The organism is Pseudomonas sp. Z8(2022) (assembly GCF_025837155.1).
In the GTDB taxonomy this organism is placed as follows: Bacteria; Pseudomonadota; Gammaproteobacteria; order Pseudomonadales; family Pseudomonadaceae; genus Aquipseudomonas.
The window spans coordinates 1,336,426-1,359,977 of the sequence record NZ_CP107549.1 but is presented as its reverse complement, the minus strand read 5'-3'; the positions used below and the strand labels follow the sequence as shown (position 1 = coordinate 1,359,977).

General features: G+C 61.9%; 18 protein-coding genes and 1 pseudogene. 10 read left to right on the top strand and 9 right to left on the bottom strand.

The window, feature by feature from the left end:
- Window positions 1-76: 76 nt before the first annotated feature.
- The 6 genes and pseudogenes from OEG79_RS06500 to zwf all read right to left on the bottom strand — a co-directional run bounded on the left by OEG79_RS06500 (window position 77) and on the right by zwf (window position 5,764).
- Window positions 77-496, bottom strand: a complete 420-nt coding sequence (locus tag OEG79_RS06500) for a VOC family protein (RefSeq protein WP_264147974.1) — start codon at window positions 494-496, stop codon at window positions 77-79.
- Window positions 497-833: 337 nt separating this feature from the next.
- On the bottom strand, window positions 834-1,538 hold the full coding sequence (locus OEG79_RS21260) for a methyl-accepting chemotaxis protein (protein WP_413247540.1): 705 nt from the start codon (window positions 1,536-1,538) through the stop codon (window positions 834-836).
- Window positions 1,539-1,688: 150 nt separating this feature from the next.
- Window positions 1,689-2,621, bottom strand: a pseudogene (locus OEG79_RS21255) (methyl-accepting chemotaxis protein); the annotation flags it as partial.
- A gap of 300 nt (window positions 2,622-2,921) precedes the next feature.
- Complete coding sequence (locus tag OEG79_RS06490) at window positions 2,922-3,593, bottom strand: bifunctional 4-hydroxy-2-oxoglutarate aldolase/2-dehydro-3-deoxy-phosphogluconate aldolase (RefSeq protein WP_264147972.1); 672 nt, start codon at window positions 3,591-3,593, stop codon at window positions 2,922-2,924.
- A gap of 1 nt (window position 3,594) precedes the next feature.
- Window positions 3,595-4,308 carry a 6-phosphogluconolactonase gene (pgl, locus tag OEG79_RS06485; protein ID WP_264147971.1) on the bottom strand — a complete coding sequence of 238 codons (714 nt, stop codon included), beginning with the start codon at window positions 4,306-4,308 and terminating at the stop codon, window positions 3,595-3,597.
- Entirely contained in the window at window positions 4,295-5,764 is a 1,470-nt protein-coding gene (zwf, locus tag OEG79_RS06480; RefSeq protein WP_024308987.1) for a glucose-6-phosphate dehydrogenase, read from the bottom strand. Before zwf ends, pgl begins: the two co-directional genes overlap by 14 nt.
- A 212-nt stretch (window positions 5,765-5,976) precedes the next feature.
- Between zwf and OEG79_RS06475 the strand changes: the two genes are divergently transcribed.
- The 3 genes from OEG79_RS06475 (at window position 5,977) to sugE (ending at window position 8,361) form a co-directional block, all read left to right on the top strand.
- On the top strand, window positions 5,977-6,837 hold the full coding sequence (locus OEG79_RS06475) for a MurR/RpiR family transcriptional regulator (RefSeq protein ID WP_177323712.1): 861 nt from the start codon (window positions 5,977-5,979) through the stop codon (window positions 6,835-6,837).
- Window positions 6,838-6,957: 120 nt separating this feature from the next.
- On the top strand, window positions 6,958-7,905 hold the full coding sequence (locus OEG79_RS06470; protein WP_264147970.1) for a bile acid:sodium symporter family protein: 948 nt from the start codon (window positions 6,958-6,960) through the stop codon (window positions 7,903-7,905).
- Window positions 7,906-8,046: 141 nt separating this feature from the next.
- Window positions 8,047-8,361 (top strand): quaternary ammonium compound efflux SMR transporter SugE, encoded by a 315-nt coding sequence (sugE, locus tag OEG79_RS06465; RefSeq protein ID WP_264147969.1) that lies wholly within the window; start codon window positions 8,047-8,049, stop codon window positions 8,359-8,361.
- 123 nt (window positions 8,362-8,484) lie between these two features.
- On the opposite strand, the gene OEG79_RS06460 is transcribed toward sugE, so the two are convergent.
- On the bottom strand, window positions 8,485-10,359 hold the full coding sequence (locus tag OEG79_RS06460) for an MFS transporter (protein WP_264147968.1): 1,875 nt from the start codon (window positions 10,357-10,359) through the stop codon (window positions 8,485-8,487).
- A gap of 447 nt (window positions 10,360-10,806) precedes the next feature.
- On the opposite strand from OEG79_RS06460, the gene OEG79_RS06455 reads away from it, so the two are divergent.
- On the top strand, window positions 10,807-11,511 hold the full coding sequence (locus OEG79_RS06455; protein ID WP_264147967.1) for a 4'-phosphopantetheinyl transferase family protein: 705 nt from the start codon (window positions 10,807-10,809) through the stop codon (window positions 11,509-11,511).
- A gap of 72 nt (window positions 11,512-11,583) precedes the next feature.
- Here the strand turns inward: OEG79_RS06455 and OEG79_RS06450 are convergent, their stop codons facing one another.
- Both OEG79_RS06450 and OEG79_RS06445 read right to left on the bottom strand, forming a co-directional pair.
- Window positions 11,584-13,191 carry an ATP-binding protein gene (locus OEG79_RS06450; RefSeq protein WP_264147966.1) on the bottom strand — a complete coding sequence of 536 codons (1,608 nt, stop codon included), beginning with the start codon at window positions 13,189-13,191 and terminating at the stop codon, window positions 11,584-11,586.
- Window positions 13,192-13,201: 10 nt separating this feature from the next.
- Complete coding sequence (locus OEG79_RS06445; protein WP_264147965.1) at window positions 13,202-13,957, bottom strand: response regulator; 756 nt, start codon at window positions 13,955-13,957, stop codon at window positions 13,202-13,204.
- A 764-nt stretch (window positions 13,958-14,721) separates the two neighbouring features.
- On the opposite strand from OEG79_RS06445, the gene OEG79_RS06440 reads away from it, so the two are divergent.
- The 6 genes from OEG79_RS06440 (at window position 14,722) to OEG79_RS06415 (ending at window position 23,477) form a co-directional block, all read left to right on the top strand.
- On the top strand, window positions 14,722-17,625 hold the full coding sequence (locus OEG79_RS06440) for a ribonucleoside-diphosphate reductase subunit alpha (RefSeq protein WP_264147964.1): 2,904 nt from the start codon (window positions 14,722-14,724) through the stop codon (window positions 17,623-17,625).
- A 466-nt stretch (window positions 17,626-18,091) separates the two neighbouring features.
- Complete coding sequence (locus OEG79_RS06435; RefSeq protein WP_264147963.1) at window positions 18,092-19,342, top strand: ribonucleotide-diphosphate reductase subunit beta; 1,251 nt, start codon at window positions 18,092-18,094, stop codon at window positions 19,340-19,342.
- A 111-nt stretch (window positions 19,343-19,453) separates the two neighbouring features.
- Entirely contained in the window at window positions 19,454-20,515 is a 1,062-nt protein-coding gene (locus tag OEG79_RS06430; RefSeq protein ID WP_264147962.1) for a putative phage abortive infection protein, read from the top strand.
- Between the two features lie 84 nt (window positions 20,516-20,599).
- Window positions 20,600-21,040: a hypothetical protein gene (locus OEG79_RS06425; protein WP_264147961.1), complete on the top strand. Its 441-nt coding sequence runs from the start codon at window positions 20,600-20,602 to the stop codon at window positions 21,038-21,040.
- An 874-nt stretch (window positions 21,041-21,914) separates the two neighbouring features.
- A complete protein-coding gene (locus OEG79_RS06420) occupies window positions 21,915-22,427 on the top strand; it encodes a hypothetical protein (RefSeq protein WP_264147960.1) in 513 nt (170 codons plus the stop codon).
- Between the two features lie 114 nt (window positions 22,428-22,541).
- Window positions 22,542-23,477: a hypothetical protein gene (locus OEG79_RS06415; protein WP_264147959.1), complete on the top strand. Its 936-nt coding sequence runs from the start codon at window positions 22,542-22,544 to the stop codon at window positions 23,475-23,477.
- Window positions 23,478-23,552: the final 75 nt, after the last annotated feature.

The following is a 23,552-nucleotide window of genomic DNA, read 5'->3' as shown; positions in this document are numbered from 1 at the left end:
ACCAGTCGGAGGGCGCGCCGCAGCACGGCGGGCAGATGCTATGACCATCTGCCCTCGCAGGTGACATGGAGTGGGCTCAACCTTCCTGACTGTCGATCACGCAGTTGATCATCCACGGTACGCCGAAGCGGTCAGTAAGCATGGCGAAGCGGGTCGCCCAGAAGGTGGCCTGCAGCTCCATCTGCACCTGGCCACCGGCCGACAGCGCTTGGTACAGGCGTTCGGCCTCCGGCACGTTGTCCACCTGCAGCGAGATCGAACAGCCCTTGATGCCCTCGTGCGGATACTGCGGGATGGTGTCCGACGCCATCAGGATCTGGTCATCCGCCGTCAGGCACACATGCATCACCCGCTCGTGAAACTCCGGCGGTATCTCGCCGGCATCCGGGCTTTCACCGAAGCGCATCAGCTCCAGCTTGCCGCCCAGCAGCTCGGCGTAGAAATTGAAGGCTTCCTCGCACTGGCCGTCGAACATCAGATAGGCATGTATCTTCATCGTTGCTCTCCTTGTTTTTCACTGCTGATGCGCGCGGATACGGTGTTGCTGCTCGCGCAAATCGGTGAACTCGGCGCCTGAACCCTCGGTCGAGAATCTGCCGGGAAGCCAGGCTCGGGACCGGGGCAATACGCCCCTATTTCCCTCGTCGAGTCGAAGTGGCGCGCAGGGGTGCCACCCTATGGCTGACACTGAACCCAGGGCGGGGTTCTATGCAGTTGTCGAGAGGGCGATGGAAGAATAGACGGGCGATAGAGGTATTGTGACGGGCCGCCAACTGCGACCACGGTAGAGGCAGGTTGCGCGGCGCCTCAGGGAGTACGCCGCGCAGGCAGGATCAAACGCGGAAACGGCTGACCATCGACTGCAGCTGACCACCCAGGCGTGCCAGCTCGGCCGAGGACTTGGCCGTTTCGTCACTGGCGGTGGCCGTCTGCTCGGAGACGTCACGCACGCTGAGGATGCTGCGGCTGATTTCCTCGGCAACGGCGCTCTGCTCTTCCGCCGCGGCGGCGATCTGCTGGTTCATCGACTGGATGTTGGACACCGCCTGGGTGATGCTGCCCAGCGAATCGCCAGCCTTGCGCGTCAGCTCGACGCTGCTGTCGGTCAGATTGCGGCTGTTGCGCATCACCGCAGCGACCTGCTGGGTGCCGCTCTGCAAGCCGGCGATCAGCGCCTCGATCTCCTCGGTGGACTTCTGCGTGCGCTGCGCCAGGCCGCGAACCTCATCGGCGACCACGGCGAAACCGCGCCCGGCCTCGCCGGCACGCGCGGCCTCGATGGCGGCGTTGAGCGCCAGCAGGTTGGTCTGCTCGGCCACAGACTTGATCACGTCCATGACGCTGCCGATCTTGTTGCTCTCCTGCTGCAGGCTATCCATCGCCTCGCTGGAGCGACTGACTTCGGCCGCCACACGCTCGATCTGCGAAATCACCTCGGCGACCACCTGATCACCCACACGCGCCTGGCCATCGGCCTGGTTGGCCGCCAGCGAAGCCTGCTCGGCATTGCGCGCGACCTCCTGCACGGTGGCCGACATCTCGTGCATTGCGGTGGCAACCTGATCGGTCTCGCTCTTCTGGCTTTTGGCGCCGGCGCTGGTCTGCTCGGTGACCGCCGACAGCTCCTCGGCCGCGCTGGCGATCTGCGCCACGCTGTCACGGATGCCGCTGATCAGCTCGCGCAGGGTGTTGGCCATGTACTGGATGCCCTGCTGCAGCTGGCCCATCTCGTCACGGCGGTCGACCTGCACAGTAGCGGTGAGATCGCCCTCGGCGATGCGCTGCACTGCGCCCAGGGTGTCCTGCAGCGGACGGGTGATCTGCCGGGTGATGATCCAGGCGGCCAGCACGCCGAAGAGCAGCGCCAGGAGCACGGCGGTGATCTGCCAGATACGCGCCTCGGCGCTCTCGATGGCCATGCGCTCGATCTGCGACTTGTACAGCGTCTCGCTGATACGGACGATCTCGCCCTGCTGATCGGTCATCTCCTGACGGGTACGGGCGATATCCGCGGTGGCGTTCCTGACGGCCTGCACGGTCTGTCCGAACTGCTTGAGCGCGGCGTCGATACGACGTACCGCGTCCTGCTGGGTGCTGCCGAAAGCCTGCCCCAGCGTATCGAGGCTGGCCCGGGCCATGGCGATGCGCTCGGACAGGGCCTGCTCGGTCTGCGCATCGGGCGCACTGTCATAACGCTCGAGCAGATAACGCACGCGCAACAGCTCGCCCTGAGTGGTGGTCAGCGCCTGCAATTGCGGGAAACGCCTGGCGTCGTCCTCGGGGAGAAGCTCGACGCTGCGCCGCATCGCCGCCAGCAGCGTGCCCAGCTGCTGGTCTTCGGCATTCATCTGATCCCGTACCGTTGCCGCGGCGGCGTAGGCGGCACGCATCCCGGCCAGGGAGCGCTGGTAATCCTGGTTGTAGCGATCCTGCTCCTGCAGCAGCTTGACGCTCGCCGGGTTGGTGAAGGTGCCGAGCAGTTTTTTCTGTTGCTGCAGATAGATGTCGAGATTGCTCAGCAGGCGCTCGCTGCTCGGGGCATCGCCCCTGGCCAGCATGAACTGCAGGCGGGCGATACGCAGGTTGGTCAGGTTGGCGTTCAACTGGGAGATTTCGCTCATCCAGCTGCTGCGCTGGATGACGTTGCTCAGGCCGCTCCAGGCCGTCCAGGCCAGCGCCATGGTAAGAGCCAGCACCAGGCCGAAGCCGAGGGCAAGTTTGCGGGTCACGCTGAGATTAGCGAACCAGATGTTCATGAGATTCTCCAACTGCGGATGTTTCGGGTTTCGCTGGAGAATTGTTCTTGTTGAAGCCAGCACGAGGGATCAGAGGACGTAGCAGGCGACCGACAAGGCACAGATTATTAAGCGGGAAGATCGCACGGCAGCGCCGCCGGTAACGGCGGCGCTGCCGTGCGGGTATCAGGCCAGCAGCTGCACGGCCTCGGCACTGCATTGCTGGATGCGCGCCCAGTCGCGGTTGTCCACCCAGTCACGCTGGAACATCCAGGTGCCACCGACGCACATCACGTTGGGTTGCGCCATGTAGCGCTGCAGGTTGTCCGGGCTGATGCCCCCGGTCGGGCAGAAACGCACGCCGCCGAAAGGTCCGGACAACGCCTTGAGCGCAGCCACGCCGCCGCAGACCTCGGCCGGGAACAGTTTGAAGCGGCGGTAGCCGAGCGCGTAGCCGACCATCAGGTCCGAGGCGCTGCTCACCCCGGGCAACAGCGGCAGCGGATTGTCCAGCGCCGCCAGCAGCAGCTCGCGCGTGCTGCCCGGGGTGACGATGAATTGCGCACCGGCAGCGGTCGCCGCGGCAAGCATCTCCTCGTCCAGCACGGTGCCGGCGCCGACGCAGAGATCGGGGCGCTCGGCGCGCAGACGACGAATCGCCTCCAGACCGTGCTCCGAGCGCAGGGTCACTTCCAGCACACGCAGGCCACCGGCGGCCAGGGCGTCGGCCAGCGGCAGGATGTCCGCCTCACGGGCGATGGTGATCACCGGCATGATCCGCGCCTGAGCGCAGATGCGGTCGATCTCGGTGATTTTGTTGGCCATGCGCGCGCGCTGGGCCTGGTCAGGGCTGGTCATGTCAGGGGCACCAATGGATTTCGAGAGGGGCATGCAGGAACGCGCGAATCGGCAGCTCGGTGATTTCACCAGGCATCAGCGCCGCGCTGAGGATGTTCAGTTTGGTCTGGCCCTGGATTGCCAGCAGCGGCAGGCGAGCACTGGCCAGCACCGGCACGGTCAGGGTCAGGCGCTGCGCCGGCTCGCTCGGCGCCAGCATCGGCAGCACGCGACGTGCGCAGTCGGGTTGCAGCGCCTGGTGCAGATTGGGACTGTTCGGGAACAGCGAGGCGGTGTGGCCGTCATCACCCATGCCCAGCACCAGCACGTCTATGGGCGGCAGTTCGGCGACCGCTCCATCAGCCAGTTCGGCCGCCTGCTCCAGGCTGCCAGCCACCTGATAGAGGCTGACAAAGCGTGCCTCGGCCGCCGGGCCACGCAGCAGATGACGACGCACCAGCGCTTCGTTGCTGCCGGCATGGTTGATCGGCACCCAGCGCTCATCGGCCAGGCTGATCAACACCTGCGCCCAGGGCAGTTGCTGCTGCGCCAGCGCTTCGAAGAACGGCACCGGGCTACGGCCGCCGGACACCACCAGGGTGGCCCGACCACGCCCGGCGATGGCCCCACGCAGCGCATCGGCTACGCACACCGCCATCGCCTGAGCCATTTGCCCGGCGTCGTCATGGGCGCGGGCCTGCACGCCCTGCGGCAGTTTCAGTTCAGAGATCGCCATACCAGCTCCTGCCATCCCGGGTAATCAACGCAACCGAGGCCATGGGACCCCAGCTGCCGGCGGTGTAGGGTTTCGGCGCTTCGCCGAGGCGCTGCCAGCCGTCGATCAACTGATCGCACCACTGCCAGGCATATTCGATCTCGTCCTTGCGCACGAACAGGTTCTGGTTGCCGCGCATCACTTCCAGCAGCAGGCGCTCGTAGGCATCGGGGATGCGCGCGCTGCGGTAGGTGTCGGAGAAACTCAGTTGCAGCGGACCGCTGCGCAGCTGCATGCCCTTGTCCAGGCCCTGATCCTTGGTCAGCACCTGCAGGGCGATGCCCTCGTCCGGCTGCAGGCGGATGATCAGCTTGTTGCCGATCAGCTGACGCTGCTCCGGGGCGAAGATGTAGTGCGGCGGCGCCTTGAAATGAATGACGATCTGCGACAGCTTCTGCGGCATGCGCTTGCCGGTACGCAGGTAGAACGGCACACCGGCCCAGCGCCAGTTGCGGATGTCGGCACGCAGGGCGACGAAGGTTTCGGTATCACTCTGGGTGTTGGAATTCTCTTCCTCCAGATAGCCCGGCACCGGCCGCCCATCACTGCTGCCAGCGACGTACTGGCCGCGCACCACGCGCTGACCGAGCTGCTCGACACTGATCGGCTCCAGCGCCTTGAGCACCTTGACCTTCTCGTCACGGATACTGTCGGCGGACAGATCGCTGGGCGGGTCCATGGCGATCAGGCAGAGCAGCTGCAGCAGGTGGTTCTGGATCATGTCGCGCAGTTGCCCGGCCTGATCGAAGTAGCCCCAGCGCCCCTCGATGCCGACCTTCTCCGCCACGGTGATTTCCACGTGGGAGATGTGGTTCTGGTTCCACTGGGTTTCGAACAGGCTGTTGGCAAAGCGCAGGGCAATAAGGTTCTGCACCGTTTCCTTGCCCAGGTAATGGTCGATGCGATAGACGCGGTTCTCCGGGAACACCTGGGCCACGGCATCGTTGACCGCACGGGAGGACGCAAGATCATGGCCGATCGGCTTTTCCAGCACTACCCGCGTGCCCTCGGCCAGCCCGACGGCTGCCAGATTGGCGCAGATGCCGCCATACACCGATGCCGGGGTGGCGAAATAGGCGATCAGCTGATCCTGCGGGCTGACATGCTCGAGGAGCGCGGCATAGTCATTGGCCTGGAGAAAGTCCATCGTCAGGTAACTCAGGCGCGCCTGGAAGCGCACCAGGTCAGGCTCCGTCAGCTCCTTGGCCGGCACGTACAGACGCAACGCCTGTTCGATGGCATGCAGATGACGACTCGGTTCGCCGCCATCACGGGCCAGCGCGAGAATGCGCGTACCATCGTGCAGCAAACCAGCGCGATCGAGCTGGTAAAGCGCGGGAAACAGCTTGCGCAGAGCCAGATCGCCCAGCGCGCCGAACAGGGCCAAGGTGCAGGATTCAAGTTTCATCGCAGGCATGAGTTTGTTCTTTTATCAAGATGAACTAGAAATACCGGGTGATACTGCATTTATCAAGAAAAAATGTTGTCATAGCAACAACATTTTTTACGAACACCGACAAGCTTGTGGTGGCCCTGGGGTCTCATCAGTAGGATAGGCCGGCTGTCTGGCTGCCTATTGCCCTGCCGCCAAGCCCGTTAAATCGCCTGTTAGGAGCCCCCATGGACCGAGTGCGTAACCTGCTGGAACAGATCCAGAGCCGCCTGGACGACCTGAACAAGGCCGAACGCAAGGTCGCCGAAGTGATTCTGCATGACCCACAGCAGGCCACGCGCTTCAGCATCGCCGCACTGGCCCAGGCGGCCGGCGTCAGCGAGCCGACGGTCAATCGCTTCTGCCGTTCGTTCGGCGCCAACGGCTACCCGGAACTGAAGATGCAGCTGGCGCAGAGCCTGGCCAGCGGCGCCGCCTACGTCAGCCGCGCGGTGTCGGCCGACGACGGCCCCGAGGCTTACACGCGCAAGATCTTCGGCAGCACCATCGCCTCACTGGACAGCGCCTGCCAGAGCCTCGACCCACAGCACGTCAGCCGCGCCGTCGACCTGCTGATCCAGGCGCGACAGATCCACTTCTTCGGCCTCGGCGCCTCGGCGTCGGTGGCGCTGGACGCGCAGCACAAGTTCTTTCGCTTCAACCTTGCCGTCTCGGCGCATTCCGACGTGCTGATGCAGCGCATGATCGCCTCAGTAGCGCATACCGGCGACCTGTTCGTGATCATTTCCTACACCGGGCGTACCCGCGAGCTGGTAGAAGTGGCACGCCTGGCGCGTGAGAACGGCGCCTCGGTACTCGGTCTCACCGCAGCCGGCTCACCCCTGGCCAAGGCCAGCACCCTGAGCCTGGACATTCCGCTGCCGGAAGACACCGACATCTACATGCCGATGACCTCGCGCATCATCCAGCTCACCGTGCTCGATGTGCTCGCCACCGGCGTCACCCTGCGCCGCGGCGTGGACTTCCAGCCGCACCTGCGCAAGATCAAGGAAAGCCTGACGGCAAGCCGTTACCCGGCAGACGAAGAGTCTCTGTAGAGATTCGGACAAGGCGCCCCAGCAAAGGTTTTGCTCGCGATGCCCTGCCCATTTTGCCGCGGCAGACCAGGTCGCTTCTGGTAGGCTTTCCGGTTTCCGGAAAAACCCAGGCCTCGCCCCATGCAAGCATTGATCGCCCTCAGCCGTTTCATCGGCAACACCTTCGCCGTCTGGGTGTTGCTGTTCGCCGTCCTGGCTTTCTTCCTGCCCGGCTGGTTCCTGCCACTGACTGCCTGGATCGTGCCGCTGCTCGGGCTGATCATGTTCGGCATGGGCCTGACGCTCAAAGGCGCGGACTTTCAGGAGGTCGCCCGCCGCCCGCTGGCCGTGCTGCTTGGCGTCCTGGCCCAGTTCATCATCATGCCCGGCACCGCCTGGCTGCTGTGCCAGGTGTTCGTGCTGCCGCCGGAAATTGCCGTGGGTGTGATCCTGGTGGGCTGCTGCCCGGGCGGCACCGCTTCCAACGTGATCACCTGGTTCGCCCGTGGCGACCTGGCGCTGTCGGTATCGATCACCGCCGTCACCACCCTGCTCGCCCCGCTGGTCACCCCCGCACTGATCTGGCTGCTGGCCTCGGAATGGCTGCCGGTGTCGTTCAGTGCCATGTTCATTTCCATCCTCAAGATGGTGCTGGTGCCCATCGCCCTTGGCCTGATCGCGCAGCGCCTGCTCGGCGAACGGGTGAAGACCGCCGTCGAGGTACTGCCACTGATTTCCGTGGTCAGCATCGTCGCCATCGTCGCCGCGGTGGTCGCGGCCAGCCAGGGCAAGATTGCCGAATCCGGCCTGCTGATCATGGCCGTGGTCATCCTGCACAACGGCATCGGCCTGGGCCTGGGCTATCTGGCCGGGCGCCTGTTCGGCATGTCGCTGGCGCAGCGCAAGACGCTGTCCATCGAAGTCGGCATGCAGAACTCCGGCCTCGGCGCCGCGCTGGCCAGCGCACATTTCAGCCCGCTGGCCGCCGTGCCCAGCGCCCTGTTCAGCGTCTGGCACAACCTCTCCGGCCCGATGCTGGCGACCTTCTACCGCCGCATGGGCCAGGACGCGAAACAAAGCGCCGAGTGATTCAACGCCTCGCACCAATCCGGGGCGCCTTGCTCCGGACGCGCCGATATGCACAATAACGGTGCACGCGAGGACGACCTCCACACCCTGAGTTCAGGGTGGCTCATCCGGGGACGGCCCCTTCAGCCACTGGAGGTGACTATGTCCTGGATCATTCTGTTTCTCGCCGGCCTGTTCGAGGTCGGCTGGGCCATCGGTCTGAAATACACCGATGGTTTCACCCGCCCACTGCCCACACTGCTGACCGCCTGCGCCATGCTGGTCAGCCTCGGCCTGCTCGGCCTGGCCATGAAGGAACTGCCACTGGGCACCGCCTACGCCATCTGGACCGGCGTCGGCGCGGTGGGCACGGTGATCGCCGGCATCATCCTGTTCGGCGAGTCGATGGCGCTGCTGCGCCTGGTCAGCGTCGCGCTGATCGTCTGCGGCTTGATCGGGCTCAAGTTGAGCCACTGAGAAAGCCGGGATCCAGTCATGTGGGAGGGGCTTTAGCCGCGACGCTTTCGCCGCTGCGACTGCATGGATGCAGGAAGCGAAGCAGGATGCCCGAGCCGAAAGCCCCTCCCACACGACCCTTCGCTATCGCCAATCCCCACGCAACTCTGCCACCTGCGCCTGCAGCGCCTCGCGCCTGGCCTGCTCCGGCGCCAGCGGCGCACCAGCTACCAGACACACCCGTGACCACAGGCGCCTGAACAGCCCCTTGTGCGGATCGCGACTGAAGAAGCTGCCCCACAGCCCCTGCAGCGCCATGGGGATCACCGGCACCGGATTTTCTTCGAGGATGCGCTCGACCCCCGCCTTGAACTCGTTGATCTCGCCATCCCCGGTCAGCTTGCCCTCGGGGAAGATGCACACCAGCTCGCCATTGCGCAGGTACTCGGCAATCTTCTTGAACGCGGCATCGTAGATCAGCAGGTCCTCGCTACGCCCGGCGATCGGCACGGTGCCGGCGGTGCGGAAGACGAAATTGAGCACCGGCAGATCGTAGATCTTGTAGTACATGACGAAGCGCACCGGCCGGCGAATCGCCCCGCCGATCAGCAGCGCATCGACGAAGGACACGTGGTTGCACACCAGCACCGCCGGTCCCTCGTCGGGAATGGCGTCCAGTCCCTTGTGCTCGACGCGGTACATCGAATGCCCGAGCAGCCAGATGAGAAAGCGCATGCTGAACTCGGGGACGATCTTGAAGATGTAGCTGTTGACCGCGATGTTCATCAGCGACACCACCAGAAACAGCTGCGGAATCGACAGCCCGGCAACGCTGAGGAACAGAATCGCGGCGATGGCCGAGGCCACCATGAACAGCGCGTTGAGGATGTTGTTGGCCGCGATCACCCGCGCCCGCTCGTGCTCGGCGGTGCGCGACTGGATCAGCGCATACAGCGGCACGATGTAGAAGCCGCCGAACAGGCCGATGCCGAGAATGCAGCCGAGAATCCACCAGGCCTGGCCATAGCCCAGCAGCGCCAGCCAGTCATGGGGTGCTGCGCCTTCGGGGAAACCGCCGGAGAACCACCACAGCAGCATGCCGAACAGGGTCAGGCCGATGGAGCCGAACGGTACCAGACCGATCTCCACCTTGTGCCCGCTCATGCGCTCGCAGAGCATCGAACCCAGGCCGATCCCCAGCGAAAACACGGTGAGAATCAGCGTCACCACGCTCTCGTCGCCATACAGCCATTCCTTGGCGTAGGCCGGAATCTGCGTCAGGTAGATCGCGCCGAGAAACCAGAACCAGGAGTTGCCCACCAGCGAACGCGAAACCGCCGGGCGCTGGCCCAGACCAAGCTTGAGGATCACCCAGGACTGGCGAAAGATGTTCCAGTCCAGCGGCAGCCCCGGCATCGCCGCCGCAGCCCTGGGGATGCCATGGCTGGCCAGATAGCCGAGCAGCGCCACGCCGACCACCGAACCGGCGACGATGGGCGCATAGCTGCTGCTGGCCATCATGATCCCGGCGCCAATGGTGCCCGCCAGAATCGCCAGGAAGGTGCCCATTTCCACCAGCGCATTGCCACCCACCAGCTCCTCCTCCCTGAGGTGCTGCGGCAGGATTGAATACTTCACCGGGCCGAACAGCGCCGACTGCGTGCCCATGGCGAACAGCACGACGAGCATCAGCGGCAGGTTATCCAGCAACACCCCGGCAGCACCGGCGAGCATGATCAGAATTTCGGCCGCCTTGATCTTGCGGATCAGCGAATCCTTGGCGAATTTTTCGCCGAACTGGCCACCAAGGGCGGAGAACAGAAAGAACGGCAGGATGAACAGCAAGGCGCAGAGGTTGACCAGAAGATCGCGGTCGACGCCGGTGTTGAGCTTGAAGAGGATGGCGAGAATCAGTGACTGTTTGAAGATGTTGTCGTTGAAGGCGCCGAGCAATTGCGTCACGAAAAACGGCAGGAAGCGCTTCTTGCCAAGCAGGGCGAATTGCGATTGTTGGGTCATCGTCCATGGTCCTCGCGGGAGTCGGTTTTTGCCCGCACTGGCATTTGACTGCAAATGCCTGCCTGAAAGCCACAGGGCAAATGCGAACGCCTTGGCGGTTCCCTCCTTCGTGGGAGGGGCTTTCGGCTCGGGCATCCTGCTTCGCTCTACCTCCTGCATCCATGCAGTCGTAGCCGCGATGCTTTCACCGCTGAAGCGCCTCCTACAACGCGCGCGCCACTGAACGCGGCGCAAAAAAAACGGCAGCCCAACCGGGCTACCGTTCTCGAACTCGGAGAAAACGTCAGTGCCCTCGCACTGACTACAACCTCACCTGCACTCCCTGAAGGAATGCCACTACAGTCTGGCAAAACCCGGGCGCAACGTCCGTTTAGCTTTGTTAACTGCCTGCAAAGAAATGTAAACGGCGGATGACTGCACGGTCCGGCGCGCGGCACAATCACGCCCATGAACGCCTACCACCCGGCCTGCTGCAGCCCCCTCGACGATCACGACCCGCTGCCGCGCACCCTCGCCGGCGCGCAGCTGATCAGCACGCGCTTCGACCCCGCCCTGCTCGCCGAAGATGATCTCGCCCGCTGCGTCATCCCGCCCGTGCGCGGCGCAGCCAAGCGTCAGGCCGAGTACCTGGCCGGGCGCCTCTGTGCCCGCGAAGCCCTGCGCCGTTTGACCGGCCAGGCCAGCGTGCCGGCAGTGGGCGAAGACCGCGCCCCGCAATGGCCGGCAGGCGTGGTCGGTTCCATCACCCACGGTGACAACTGGGCCGCTGCGCTGGTTGCGCCCGCCAGCCGATGGCGCACCCTCGGCCTGGATGTCGAGCGCCTGCTACCGGCCGAACGCGCCCGGCGCCTGCAGGGCGAAATCCTCACCGCTGCCGAACTGCAACGCCTGCAAGGCCTGGATGAAGAAGCTCGCGCCGCGCGCATCAGCCTGACCTTCTCGCTCAAGGAAAGTCTGTTCAAGGCGCTCTACCCGCTGACCCTGACGCGCTTCTATTTCCAGGACGCCGAGCTGCTGGAGATCGATCAGGACAACGCGCGCCTGTGCCTGCTGACCGACCTGCACGCGGACTGGCGAAGCGGCGCCGAACTGGATGGCCAGTTCACCCTGTTCGATAACAAGGTGCTGAGCCTGGTGGCGGTGGAAGCCTGATCATTCGCCGAGCACGGCGCACCCCACCCGCGATCCGCAGGCGGCGCCGTGCTCACCAGGCCCAAACGCTTCCTACTCTCCCTGACGCAGCGGCCACACCAGACTGAAATGCGCACCGCCGAGGCTTCCACTGCGAGCGACCTGTGCACGACCACCATGCCAGTAGATGATCCTGCGCACGATGGACAAGCCCAGGCCATGGCCACCGGAGGCGCGCGTACGGCTGTCGTCGAGACGCAGGAAGGGACTGAACAGACGCTCCCAGGCCTCTTCCGGCACGCCTGGCCCGTCGTCTTCGACATCGATGCGGCAACGCTTGTAACCGACCTGACAACTGATCAGCACCCGCCCTTCCGCGTAACGCATGGCATTGCTCACCAGGTTCTGCACCGCCCGATGCAGGTAGCGCGGCTCGGCTTCGACCCAGCAGGCGCCGTCGGCCTGCACGCTGAGCACCGCACCGCACTCCAGCCGCACCTTGTTGCTCAGTGGCGCCAGCTCGTCTATCACCTGATCGATCAGGGCCTTGAGATCCACCTGCTGGAAATTCAGCGCTGGCGAGCCCTGTTCCAGGCGCGCGTAGGTCAGCATCTCGTCGACCAGCTTGTCGAGGTCCTGAATATCGCTGTCCATGCCATCCATGTATTTGCGCCGGGCGCTTTCGTTCGGCGCGTCGGCAATCATCTCCAGGCCGAAACGCAGCCGCGCCACAGGCGTGCGCAGTTCGTGGGATACCGCCCGCACCAGCTCGCGCTGCGTGCTCAGCGACGTCTGCAGGTGCTCGGCCATGGCGTTGAAGCTGCTGGCCAGGCGTCCGACCGAGTCGGCACCACGCGTCGGCACGCGCGCATCCAGGCGGCCGCTGGCGATGTGCGTGGCGGCGCCCTCCAGCACACGCAGGCGCTGCTCCAGCGAGCGCACCAGCAGGTAGACGATCAGCCCGATCAGGCTCAGGCCGACCGCGCAGATCAGCACCAGCAACTGCGGCGGATAGGGGTTCATCTGGTACAGCGGGCCGATCTCCAGCACCCAGGGGGTGTCGACGATGCCGGAGAACACATAGATGGAGTCGCCGCCCTTGCCCAGCGCCATCACCGTGTCGCCTTCGTCGATACGGCGCCGCTGATCGAGGTCGATGGTGGCGTTCTCCAGTCGCACCAGTTGCAGGTCGAAGCCGAACTGCTTGGCCTCCTTCAGCTCGGCCAGGCGTTGCGGCTGCTCATCCACCGGATAGCGGATCAGTTCGTCGATCAGCAGGTAGTTGGTGGCCCGCGCCAGCTGCTCGCTGATCTGCTGGATCTCGCCGGTCAGCAGCAGCGGTTGCTTGCCGTCGAGCAGGCCGTAGACCTTGGCCGAGTGCGGCCCGGTCTGCCGCACCAGCACGTGGCCGCGCTGCAAACGGCTGCGCTCGCTGCTTTCCAGCGGCACGTCGCTGAGCTCCTGCAATTCCAGCGGGATACCGAGCAGGCGCGACCACACCACCAGAGCGCGCTTGCGCTCCACCTCGTTCATCGGCAGCAGGTTGTCCGCCATCAGGCGGAAGGTGCCGCGCGCCAGGCCCTCGCGGTATAGGTCGCCGCGCACCTCGTTGACCAGGTGCAGCGTGCCGATGCCAAGCAGCCCCACCAGCACCAGCGCGGCGAGCATGCCGCCATAGATGCGCAGGAAGATCGAGTTCATGGCCGCAGGTTCAATCGCGCAGCAGCGGCGACGCGTCGCCGTGCGGCAGCGCTTCGGCGGCCTCGGCGACGAACAGGTAGCCCTTGCTGCGCACTGTCTTGATCATCCGCGGATGCATCGGGTCGTCGCCGATCTTCGGGCGGATTCGGGAGATGCGCACATCGATGGAGCGGTCCTGACCGTCGTACTCGATGCCGCGCAGCGCATTGAAGATTTCCTCGCGTGACAGGATGCGTCCGGCATTGACCGCCAGCAGCCACAGCAGATCGAACTCGGCGCTGGTCAGCTCGATGCCCTGCTCACCCAGCCAGGCCTCGCGCATGGCACTGTCGATGGCCAGCGCGCCGAATTGCAGGCGCCGCGGCTGGCTCTCGTCACGCTCGCTCCCCCCCCCCTCGCGGCGGCGCAACAGGGCGCGGATGCGCGCCAGCAAAACGCGCGGGCGCACCGGCTTGCACACGTAGTCATCGGCGCCCATCTCCAGGCCCAGCACCTGATCCATATCGTCGGTACGCGCGGTGAGCATCAGAATCGGGCCCCTGTAGCCATCGCGCACCTTGCGGCAGATGCTCAGACCGTCTTCCCCCGGCAGCATCAGGTCGAGAATCACCAGATCCGGCTGCTCGGCGAGAATCCGCGCCGCCGCACGGGCACCGTCGGCCTCGATGGCCACGCGCAGGCCATTGCCCTCCAGATACTCGCGGGTCAACTGCGCCAGGCGCTGGTCATCCTCGACGATCAGAATCTGCCACGCTTCTTGTTCCACACCCTCTCCCCTTCGCATACCGGCAAGCGCCGCAAATACAGCAGCCATTCTAGGGGCTGCGCGCATCCCGGCGCGAGCGGCAAACCAGTACCCGGACCGGCCAGCCTGGCCAAGCACAGCACATGCCAAAAGCACTATATATAGTGGTAGTCTGTGCGCCGCCGAGCAGCTTCGCCAACTCTGCGAAATCCTTCCTTCAGGGGCGACGAACGGTCGCCGAGGGTCAGAGCCAGAGAACACGCGGCTTACGCTGTAGGCGCCCACAAGACACCCACACCTTATCCACAGGTTGTTATTTTTTTCGCGCCTTGCAATGCCTCCAACAGCGCACTATCTTGTATCCCCATTGCGCGGCACCCACCAGATGTTGGGTCGACGCCAGAAACCGGACACAAGAAGAACGAATCGCGCAAGCCCTTTTCGCAGGGTTTCCCAGATGTTCCGGTCAATCGTTTTACTCTGACCCAGGCCAGGCCTGGGTTACAGCCACGCCGCAACGACAAACGCTGCGTCGTGAGCCGGTCAGACAGCGGCCGAGTCCGCCAGTCGACCACTATATGTAGTAGGCGGGGTGCAGCAACGCCCCGCTGTGACTGATGCGCCAGGACGGCACTTGAAGTCGTGCCCACCCTGCCAGCTCTTGCGACACCCCGTACCCGGCCCCGTTGCCGCGTGCGGCTCAGTTGTTAATGGAATGAACGGCGGACAAGGCACGGTTTCCAATCGTGACGTCCAACCAAAAATTACAGAACACGGAGATCTCCATGCATACCGACACTACTCGCGAGAACCCGCAGGCCGTGGCGCCGCAGGCCGCTGAATCCTCTCAGGATCTGGCTGCCACCGCTCCCGGCCAACTGCGCGTGATCAAGCGCAACGGCACTGTCGTCCCCTACACCGATGACAAGATCACCGTCGCCATCACCAAGGCCTTCCTTGCAGTAGAAGGCGGCACCGCTGCCGCTTCGTCGCGTATCCATGACACCGTGGCGCGCCTGACCGAGCAGGTCACCGCCACCTTCAAGCGCCGCATGCCGTCCGGCGGCACCATCCACATCGAAGAGATCCAGGACCAGGTCGAACTGGCCCTGATGCGCGCCGGCGAGCAGAAAGTCGCCCGTGACTACGTGATCTACCGCGAAGCCCAGGCCAGCAAGCGCAAGGCCAGTGCCGGCAGCGAAATCGCCCAGCCGCACCCGAGCATCCGCATCACCAACGCCGCTGGCGAACTGCAGCCGCTGGACATGGGCCGCCTGCAGACCATCATCCGCGAGGCCTGCGAAGGCCTGGCCGAAGTCGACGGCTCGCTGATCGAGCGCGAAACCCTGAAGAACCTGTACGACGGCGTGGCCGAGAAGGACGTCAACACCGCCCTGGTGATGACCGCCCGTACCCTGGTCGAGCGTGAGCCGAACTACAGCTATGTCACCGCCCGTCTGCTGATGGACAACATCCGCTCCGAAGCCCTGGGCTTCCTCGGCATCGCCGGCAGCGCCACTCACCACGAAATGGCCGACCTGTACGCCAAGGCCCTGCCCGCCTACGTCGAGAAAGGCGTGGAGTTCGAGCTGCTGGACGCCAAGCTGAAGGAATTCGACCTGGAGAAACTGGGCCGCGCCATCAACCACGAGCGTGACCAGCAGTTCACCTACCTCGGCCTGCAGACCCTGTACGACCGCTACTTCATCCACAAGGACGGCATCCGCTTCGAACTGCCGCAGGTGTTCTTCATGCGCGTGGCCATGGGCCTGGCCATCGAAGAGCCGCAGAAGGAAGACCGCGCCATCGAGTTCTACAACCTGCTGTCCTCGTTCGACTACATGGCGTCGACCCCGACCCTGTTCAACGCCGGCACCCTGCGTCCGCAGCTGTCCTCCTGCTACCTGACCACCGTGCCGGACGACCTGTCGGGCATCTACGGCGCCATCCACGACAACGCCATGCTGAGCAAATTCGCCGGCGGCCTGGGCAACGACTGGACTCCGGTGCGCGCGCTGGGCTCCTACATCAAGGGCACCAACGGCAAATCCCAAGGCGTCGTACCCTTCCTGAAAGTAGTCAACGACACCGCCGTGGCCGTGAACCAGGGCGGCAAGCGCAAGGGCGCGGTCTGCGCCTACCTGGAAACCTGGCACATGGACATCGAGGAATTCCTCGAACTGCGCAAGAACACCGGTGACGACCGTCGTCGTACCCACGACATGAACACCGCCAACTGGATTCCGGACCTGTTCATGAAGCGCGTCTTCGAAGACGGCAAGTGGACCCTGTTCTCGCCATCCGAAGTACCGGACCTGCACGACCTGACCGGCAAGGCCTTCGAGGAGCGCTACGAGTACTACGAAGCCCTGATCGAGTACGGCAAGATCAAGCTGTACAAGACCGTCCAGGCCAAGGACCTGTGGCGCAAGATGCTCTCGATGCTGTTCGAGACCGGCCACCCGTGGCTGACCTTCAAGGACCCGTGCAACCTGCGCAGCCCGCAGCAGCACGTGGGCGTGGTCCACAGCTCCAACCTGTGCACCGAGATCACCCTGAACACCAATGCCGACGAGATCGCCGTCTGCAACCTGGGTTCGGTCAACCTGGTCAACCACATCGTCGACGGCAAGCTGGACATCGAGAAACTCGGCCGCACCGTGAAGACCGCCGTGCGCATGCTCGACAACGTCATCGACATCAACTACTACAGCGTGCCGCAGGCGCGTAACTCCAACCTCAAGCACCGTCCGGTCGGCCTCGGCCTGATGGGCTTCCAGGACGCCCTGTACCTGCAGCACATCGCCTACGGCTCCGACGCGGCCATCGAGTTCGCCGACCGCTCCATGGAAGCGATCAGCTACTACGCCATCCAGGCTTCCTGTGATCTGGCCGAAGAGCGCGGCGCCTACAGCACCTTCGAAGGCTCGCTGTGGAGCAAAGGCATCCTGCCACTGGACTCCCAGCAGATCCTGATCGAAGCCCGCGGCCAGAAGTACATCGACGTCGACCTGTCCGAGACCCTGGACTGGGCGCCGATCCGCGAGCGCGTGAAGAAAGGCATCCGCAACTCGAACATCATGGCCATCGCGCCGACCGCGACCATCTCCAACATCATTGGCGTGTCGCAGTCGATCGAGCCGACCTACCAGAACCTGTACGTGAAATCGAACCTCTCCGGCGAATTCACCGTGATCAACCCCTACCTGGTTCGCGACCTGAAGAACCGTGGCCTGTGGGACCCGGTCATGGTCAACGACCTGAAGTACTACGACGGCTCCGTGCAGCAGATCGAGCGCATCCCGCAGGACCTGAAAGACCTGTACGCCACCGCCTTCGAAGTGGAAACCAAGTGGATCGTCGACGCCGCCAGCCGTCGCCAGAAGTGGATCGACCAGGCTCAGTCGCTGAACCTGTACATCGCCGGCGCCTCGGGCAAGAAGCTGGACGTGACCTACCGCATGGCCTGGTACCGTGGTCTGAAAACCACCTACTACCTCCGTGCCCTGGCCGCCACCAGCACCGAGAAGTCCACCATCAACACCGGCAAGCTCAACGCAGTTTCCGCTGGTGGCGACGAAGGCTTCTCGGCCAAGGCCCAGGCGCCTGCCCAGCAGGCCGCCCCGGCCCCGGCGCCCGTACCGAAAGCCTGTGCCATCGACGAACCCGACTGCGAAGCTTGTCAGTAAGCGTAAGGCTGGCGCGCGTATCTGAGCGGCGCCCGCGTCGTTGCCCGGTAGGCCGGCCCCCATCACGTACTGCAGTACGCTCAGGGGCTCCGACCTACCAGGCGCCTAGCGCTCACTCGCTCAGCTACACGCTCGAAGGGTTGGATAAAAAGCTAGAGCAACACACTATCAGTCCCCTCTCCCGCTTGCGGGAGAGGGTTAGGGAGAGGGAAAGCGGTTCGGCTTGTACATGTGGGAGGGGCTTTAGCCGCGACCCAAAGCCCAGGCAGAACCGTCACCCCTCCCCCACCAAATTCCCGCCCCTCCTCCTCCGGGTCGAGGGGCAACGGCCAGCCGGCAATCCACCGCCTGCTGACCAGTGGTACCGGTTTACCCTTGCGCGCATCACGCAACGGAACATAATTCAAATTATCTGTATATCCATACAGGCCGGTTTATTCACCGGCCCTCACGCAGGAGCCAAGCCATGCTGAGCTGGGATGAATTCGACAAGGAAGACGGCGCAGAAGCAGCCGCCGCAAGCAAAGCCAACGCGCAGAGCGCCGGCACCAATTTCGACAAGCTCGACAACGAAGCTGCCGGTTCGGTCGAGCAGGCCCGCGCCGTCGACGCCAACGACTCCGACGCCGTCGCCCGCGCCAAGAAGGCCCTGAACGACCTCGACATCCAGGAAGGTCTGGACGATCTGGAAGGCGCCGCTGCACGCGTACAGGTCGGCGACAAGCAGATGATCAACGCCCGCGCCGACCTCAACCAGCTCGTACCCTTCAAGTACGACTGGGCCTGGCAGAAGTATCTGGATGGTTGCGCCAACCACTGGATGCCGCAGGAAGTGAACATGAACGCCGACATCGCCCTGTGGAAATCCACAGACGGTCTCAGCGAAGACGAGCGCCGCATCGTCATGCGCAACCTCGGCTTCTTCTCCACTGCCGACAGCCTGGTTGCCAACAACCTGGTACTGGCCGTGTACCGCCTGATCACCAACCCTGAGTGCCGCCAGTACATTCTGCGCCAGGCCTTCGAGGAAGCGATCCATACCCACGCCTACCAGTACTGCATCGAGTCGCTGGGCATGGATGAAGGCGAGATCTTCAACATGTACCACGAGATCCCGAGCGTGGCGAAGAAGGCCTCCTGGGGCCTGAAGTACACCCGCTCGATCTCCGACCCGAACTTCAACACCGGCACCCCGGAAACCGACCGTCAGTTCCTCAAGAACCTGATCGCCTACTACTGCGTACTGGAAGGCATCTTCTTCTACTGCGGCTTCACCCAGATCCTCTCCATGGGCCGCCGCAACAAGATGACCGGCACCGCCGAGCAGTTCCAGTACATCCTGCGTGACGAGTCCATGCACCTGAACTTCGGCATCGACGTGATCAACCAGATCAAGATCGAGAACCCGCACCTGTGGGATGCCCAGATGAAGGACGAAGCGACCCAGATGATCCTGCAGGGCACCCAGCTGGAGATCGAATACGCGCGTGACACCATGCCGCGCGGCGTACTGGGCATGAACGCCGCGATGATGGAGGACTACCTCAAATTCATCGCCAACCGCCGCCTGACCCAGATCGGCCTGAAGGAAGAGTACCCAGGCACCACCAACCCCTTCCCGTGGATGAGCGAGATCATGGACCTGAAGAAGGAGAAGAACTTCTTCGAGACGCGAGTGATCGAGTATCAGACTGGTGGGGCGTTGAGCTGGGATTGATGGCTCGCTGACATCAGAGTAGATTGACCCTACACCTGCCATGGATGTTGGGGTTGAAGCGAAAATAAGAAGCCCCGCCTAGTGCGGGGCTTTTTATTGGAAATAATTAGTATGGGAATGCGCAATTTGTTAGGTACTTTATGGCGAGAACATCGCCCTATGACGTACATATTGGCAATAGCAGTAACACTCTGCCTATTTGTTGCAGCGCTCGTAATCATTCGCTTTCAATTTGGAATAGACATACCAATATTATCTATATCAAACTCAAAAACAGCAGAACACTGGGGACAAATTGGAGACTTCGTTGGCGGCATACTAAATCCTGCCTTGAGCTTCATAGCCTTTCTCACCCTACTCTACACGCTAAAAATACAAAGCGACGAACTAAAAGAAGCTAGAGAGGAATCGCGAATAGCTCGAGAAGATGCAAAATCATCGCATAAAACCCAAGAAAACCAGACCAAGATATTTGAAAGACAAAGCTTTGAGTCTGCTTTTTTTGGATTATTAAACGCACACATGAAAATAACTGAAAACATAAAATACCTAGACAGCGATAACAAGCTACACACTGGCCGAGAAGCATTAGCACAGATTGCAAAAGATCATATTCCTTTCAATCAAATCAGCAGAGGTGATTTCCCAGAAAGAGAAACCACTGCATTTCGAGCGCGAGCCAGATCGCTAATCGGAAAACATCAACTTGAAATAGGTCACTATTTCCGAAGTCTATATCAGATACTGAAATACATCGACAGCTATGGAAAGTCTTCTCTCTCACCCGGGAAAGCAAAAACTCTCAGAGAATTACGAGAGCAGCTATCTAAAGACCGAAGAAACTACCTTGAGCAAAGACAATACGCAAACATGCTTAGAGCCCAATTCAGCTCTGCCGAAATAGACCTAATATTCGCCAACTGCCTAACACCCCAAGGCAAAGACCTTAAATACTACATAGAAAAATATTCATTCTTAAAAACATTCAACCAAAAAAGACTAAAATCCCACCCAAAGATACTAAGCCTATACCATCAAACCGCCTACAAAGACTCTCAAGAGATAACATCAGAAGAACTATTAACCATAATAAAAACAAAACCCCATTACAAAAACCAAACCACACCAGCAGATCACCTTGAAAATGAAGAACCGGACTATGAGTGGATATAGCTGAGCGGAAAAGAGGACAGATTTTTTTATTGTTCCCACGCTCCGCGTCGCTCAAAAATCAGCATACACCAGAGGGAAGCGGAAATGATCAGAACATTTTCAATATTCATTGCCGCAGTACTTGCAGGAAAACTGATTGCAATATGGAATGACGATATAGGATTTTATTCTACAGCGATTATTTTTGCATTGATTGAAATGTCGCCAAGATTCGTTATGTTATCCAAGGAAAACAAGTTCAGATCTGCAATAATAAAATGGATGAAAGAAAATGATTTAACTGAATACGATCTAAAGCAAGAGCCACCCAAGAAGAGAGAAATAAACTTGCAAGCTTCAGATATTCAGCTCATATACGCTATAAAGAACAAATCCACAAAATTAGACGACACAACATTCTACGCTGTATGTGGTAGCTGGCTTCTGGGATTATTTTCCGAGCGGATAGTCCTCTACAAAAAAAATGATAATCCAGCAAAAACAACAATAGTTTGTCAAATTAATATCCATAAAGTTTCCAATTAAAGCGAGTAGCCCGGTCAACCACCGCAATGGTGGATGAAGCGATAATCGGGGACAGACCAAGATTTACCGGCGCCGTCCATAACCCTTTTCGCCCTTACGGCGAGTCACTTTCTCTTTGCTCGCGCGAAAGAGAAAGTAACCAAAGAGAAAGCGCGCCCGGCATCCGGGTTTCGCTGCGCGAAACTCCCCTCGCTCCGGCGCTGCTCCGAGGGTCGTCGCGAGGGGCCATCCCTGGCCCATCACTCCTCGTTTGGCATCCATGCCAAACGCCCCTCTCTACAGCACCTCCACTCGGCCTCCTGACGGGATTCGGGGATCGCGGTGCATGAGCGTTTTGTGGAAGGCAGAGCAACAAACAAGAGCAGAGCTTAAAGAGCCAGAGCATCGTGGCGTTGCCACGATGCTCTGGCTCTTTAGTGTTTTGGGAACACCAATCGCCTAGGCAACGCCAAACGCCCCGTCAGGAGGCCGAGTGGAATCGTTGTGTAAGGGGTTGAGCGGCATGGATGCCGCGAGAGCCGCGATGGGCCAGGGATGGCCCTTCGCGGCGTGCCCCTGGAACGACGATGGAGCGAGGGAACCCGACGAAGTCGGGCCGGATGCCAGGGGCAAAGACCTCTTGGTTACTTCTGGGGCGTTTGCCAGAAGTGACCCGCCGTAAGGGCGGAACCGGTATCAAGAACGACACACAAGCGGCGAGTTCACTCCGTAGCAAGAGGCCTGGACTCCTGGACTCCTTGATTGAAAACGGTGAGTGACTTTCAGCACCACAGATCGCTGCACCCGCGTTTTTGCGGAGCAGACCCAGCAGCACCACAACAGATGCAATACGCTGTCCCAACTCCGCAGCAATAACCCCCAGGAAAAATGACGCATGGAAGTTCGTTTACTGCCCCACTCGGACTTCGGCAATGTCCAGTTCTACAGGATCATCACCCTTCTCTTCCTGCTGCTCATGGCCGGCATCACCCTGAAGGGCCTGGCAAACGATGAATTCGCCCTGCTCTCGCCTCTGCCCTGCGTCATGCTGATCATCTTGGGCCGCTTCATCGTGGAATGGCGCCGGATCGCCAAAAGCCAACCTGCCTTCATCCACGCGGACGAACTGGTGCTGTGCAGCGAGGACGGCAACCGCCGGATTCCCCTGGCGAAAATCAGCTCGACCAAGGCCAGGCACAGCCTTTTCATGGTGCGCCGCTACCGCTCCTGGTCGGAGCACGTGGCATTTCTCGAACTGACCCTGAATAGCGGCGAGCGCCTGTACACCCTCGCCGAAAGTGCCGTCTTCGAAATGCCTCCGGCCAAGGACACGGTGAAGGCAATCGAGGCGGCGATCCTCGGCGCCAAGATGAAGGACATCACCCAGCGCCAGCTGGACGTTAGCTAAGGTTGATCGCCCACGCCCCGCAGGGGAATTCCCACGGTCGTGCCCCACTTCCCTTCCCCCGCACAAACCAGGCGCTATCATGCGCGGCCCATTGCTGACCTAGGGAGAGGTCTAATGAACGTCCATCGCATCCTGCTGCTTGGCGCGCTGATACTGCTTGGCGCCTGCAAGGAAGAACGCCTGGTTCTGCACTTCGAGCAACCTGTTTCCAGTGGCTGGGGGCTCGACTCGCAATACCAGCAAGCGATCCTCGATGGCCTGCAAAACGCCGGTATCGACAGCAGCCAGGCGACGCTCGACACACGCAACGATGGCAAGGCAGTGGCCGTCTCCTTCCCCGAAGACGCGCTGAGCCAGCAACAGCAGGCAAGCCTGACCACCTACTTCGACGATCTGCTCAAGGCACGTGCCGAGGCGCAACAGGTGCGTTTGCGCATCAAGCAGCAGGAGCCCGAAGTGGTAAAGGGTGATCCATTTGCCGACACGATCCGGATGCTGCAGGCAAAGGCCAACATGATGCGCCCGCAATTCACCAGCCGCATCGAATACTTCGACACGCCACGACTGATGTACCAGGAGCGCGAGGCGCCGGGTGTCCGCCTGTACCAGTCCAGCCCGGTGCACTGCCAGGTCACCCTGGGCCTGGAGAAGCCGCTGCCGCAAATCCACTATCAGTTGAACGCCCCCGGCGAGCACGGCAGCGTCGACATGCTCAACCAGTTTCTGGCGACACAGAGCTTCCGCCTGCCTACGTCGGTGAGTATCGGCAACAGCGACCTCGATCAGGCCGTTGCCGAAGGCCATTACCGCTACAAGCTGATCACCAGCGCCAACGCCCGTAACAACCAGGCCGATGAGCTGGTGTTCTTCTTCGGTGAGCTAGGTTTGATCGACCACAGAGGCGGCCTTACCACCAACGACCTTGGCAAGTTCGAGGCAAGCTGCCTGAAGCGGATCATGGCTGCCGGGCGACCATTCACCTTTCATTACGGCAACTCACTGGATCGGCTGGTAGCGGTGGATTATCGCTTCGGCGAAACGGCCCGATGATCCTGCGCAGAAGGAGTTCTTCGCTCAGCATTGCATGCTGATTCGCCTTAGCCGAACGATAGATTCGTTATGCAC

What these genes read in the sequence shown, in the direction of transcription:
- OEG79_RS06500 (WP_264147974.1), bottom strand. Translation starts at nt 496, where the DNA reads ATGAAGATACATGCCTATCTGATGTTCGACGGCCAGTGCGAGGAAGCC.
- OEG79_RS21260 (WP_413247540.1), bottom strand. Translation starts at nt 1,538, where the DNA reads ATGTCGGCCACCGTGCAGGAGGTCGCGCGCAATGCCGAGCAGGCTTCG.
- OEG79_RS06490 (WP_264147972.1), bottom strand. Translation starts at nt 3,593, where the DNA reads ATGACCAGCCCTGACCAGGCCCAGCGCGCGCGCATGGCCAACAAAATC.
- pgl (WP_264147971.1), bottom strand. Translation starts at nt 4,308, where the DNA reads ATGGCGATCTCTGAACTGAAACTGCCGCAGGGCGTGCAGGCCCGCGCC.
- zwf (WP_024308987.1), bottom strand. Translation starts at nt 5,764, where the DNA reads ATGCCTGCGATGAAACTTGAATCCTGCACCTTGGCCCTGTTCGGCGCG.
- OEG79_RS06470 (WP_264147970.1), top strand. Translation starts at nt 6,958, where the DNA reads ATGCAAGCATTGATCGCCCTCAGCCGTTTCATCGGCAACACCTTCGCC.
- sugE (WP_264147969.1), top strand. Translation starts at nt 8,047, where the DNA reads ATGTCCTGGATCATTCTGTTTCTCGCCGGCCTGTTCGAGGTCGGCTGG.
- OEG79_RS06460 (WP_264147968.1), bottom strand. Translation starts at nt 10,359, where the DNA reads ATGACCCAACAATCGCAATTCGCCCTGCTTGGCAAGAAGCGCTTCCTG.
- OEG79_RS06455 (WP_264147967.1), top strand. Translation starts at nt 10,807, where the DNA reads ATGAACGCCTACCACCCGGCCTGCTGCAGCCCCCTCGACGATCACGAC.
- OEG79_RS06450 (WP_264147966.1), bottom strand. Translation starts at nt 13,191, where the DNA reads ATGAACTCGATCTTCCTGCGCATCTATGGCGGCATGCTCGCCGCGCTG.
- OEG79_RS06440 (WP_264147964.1), top strand. Translation starts at nt 14,722, where the DNA reads ATGCATACCGACACTACTCGCGAGAACCCGCAGGCCGTGGCGCCGCAG.
- OEG79_RS06435 (WP_264147963.1), top strand. Translation starts at nt 18,092, where the DNA reads ATGCTGAGCTGGGATGAATTCGACAAGGAAGACGGCGCAGAAGCAGCC.
- OEG79_RS06430 (WP_264147962.1), top strand. Translation starts at nt 19,454, where the DNA reads ATGGGAATGCGCAATTTGTTAGGTACTTTATGGCGAGAACATCGCCCT.
- OEG79_RS06425 (WP_264147961.1), top strand. Translation starts at nt 20,600, where the DNA reads ATGATCAGAACATTTTCAATATTCATTGCCGCAGTACTTGCAGGAAAA.
- OEG79_RS06420 (WP_264147960.1), top strand. Translation starts at nt 21,915, where the DNA reads ATGGAAGTTCGTTTACTGCCCCACTCGGACTTCGGCAATGTCCAGTTC.
- OEG79_RS06415 (WP_264147959.1), top strand. Translation starts at nt 22,542, where the DNA reads ATGAACGTCCATCGCATCCTGCTGCTTGGCGCGCTGATACTGCTTGGC.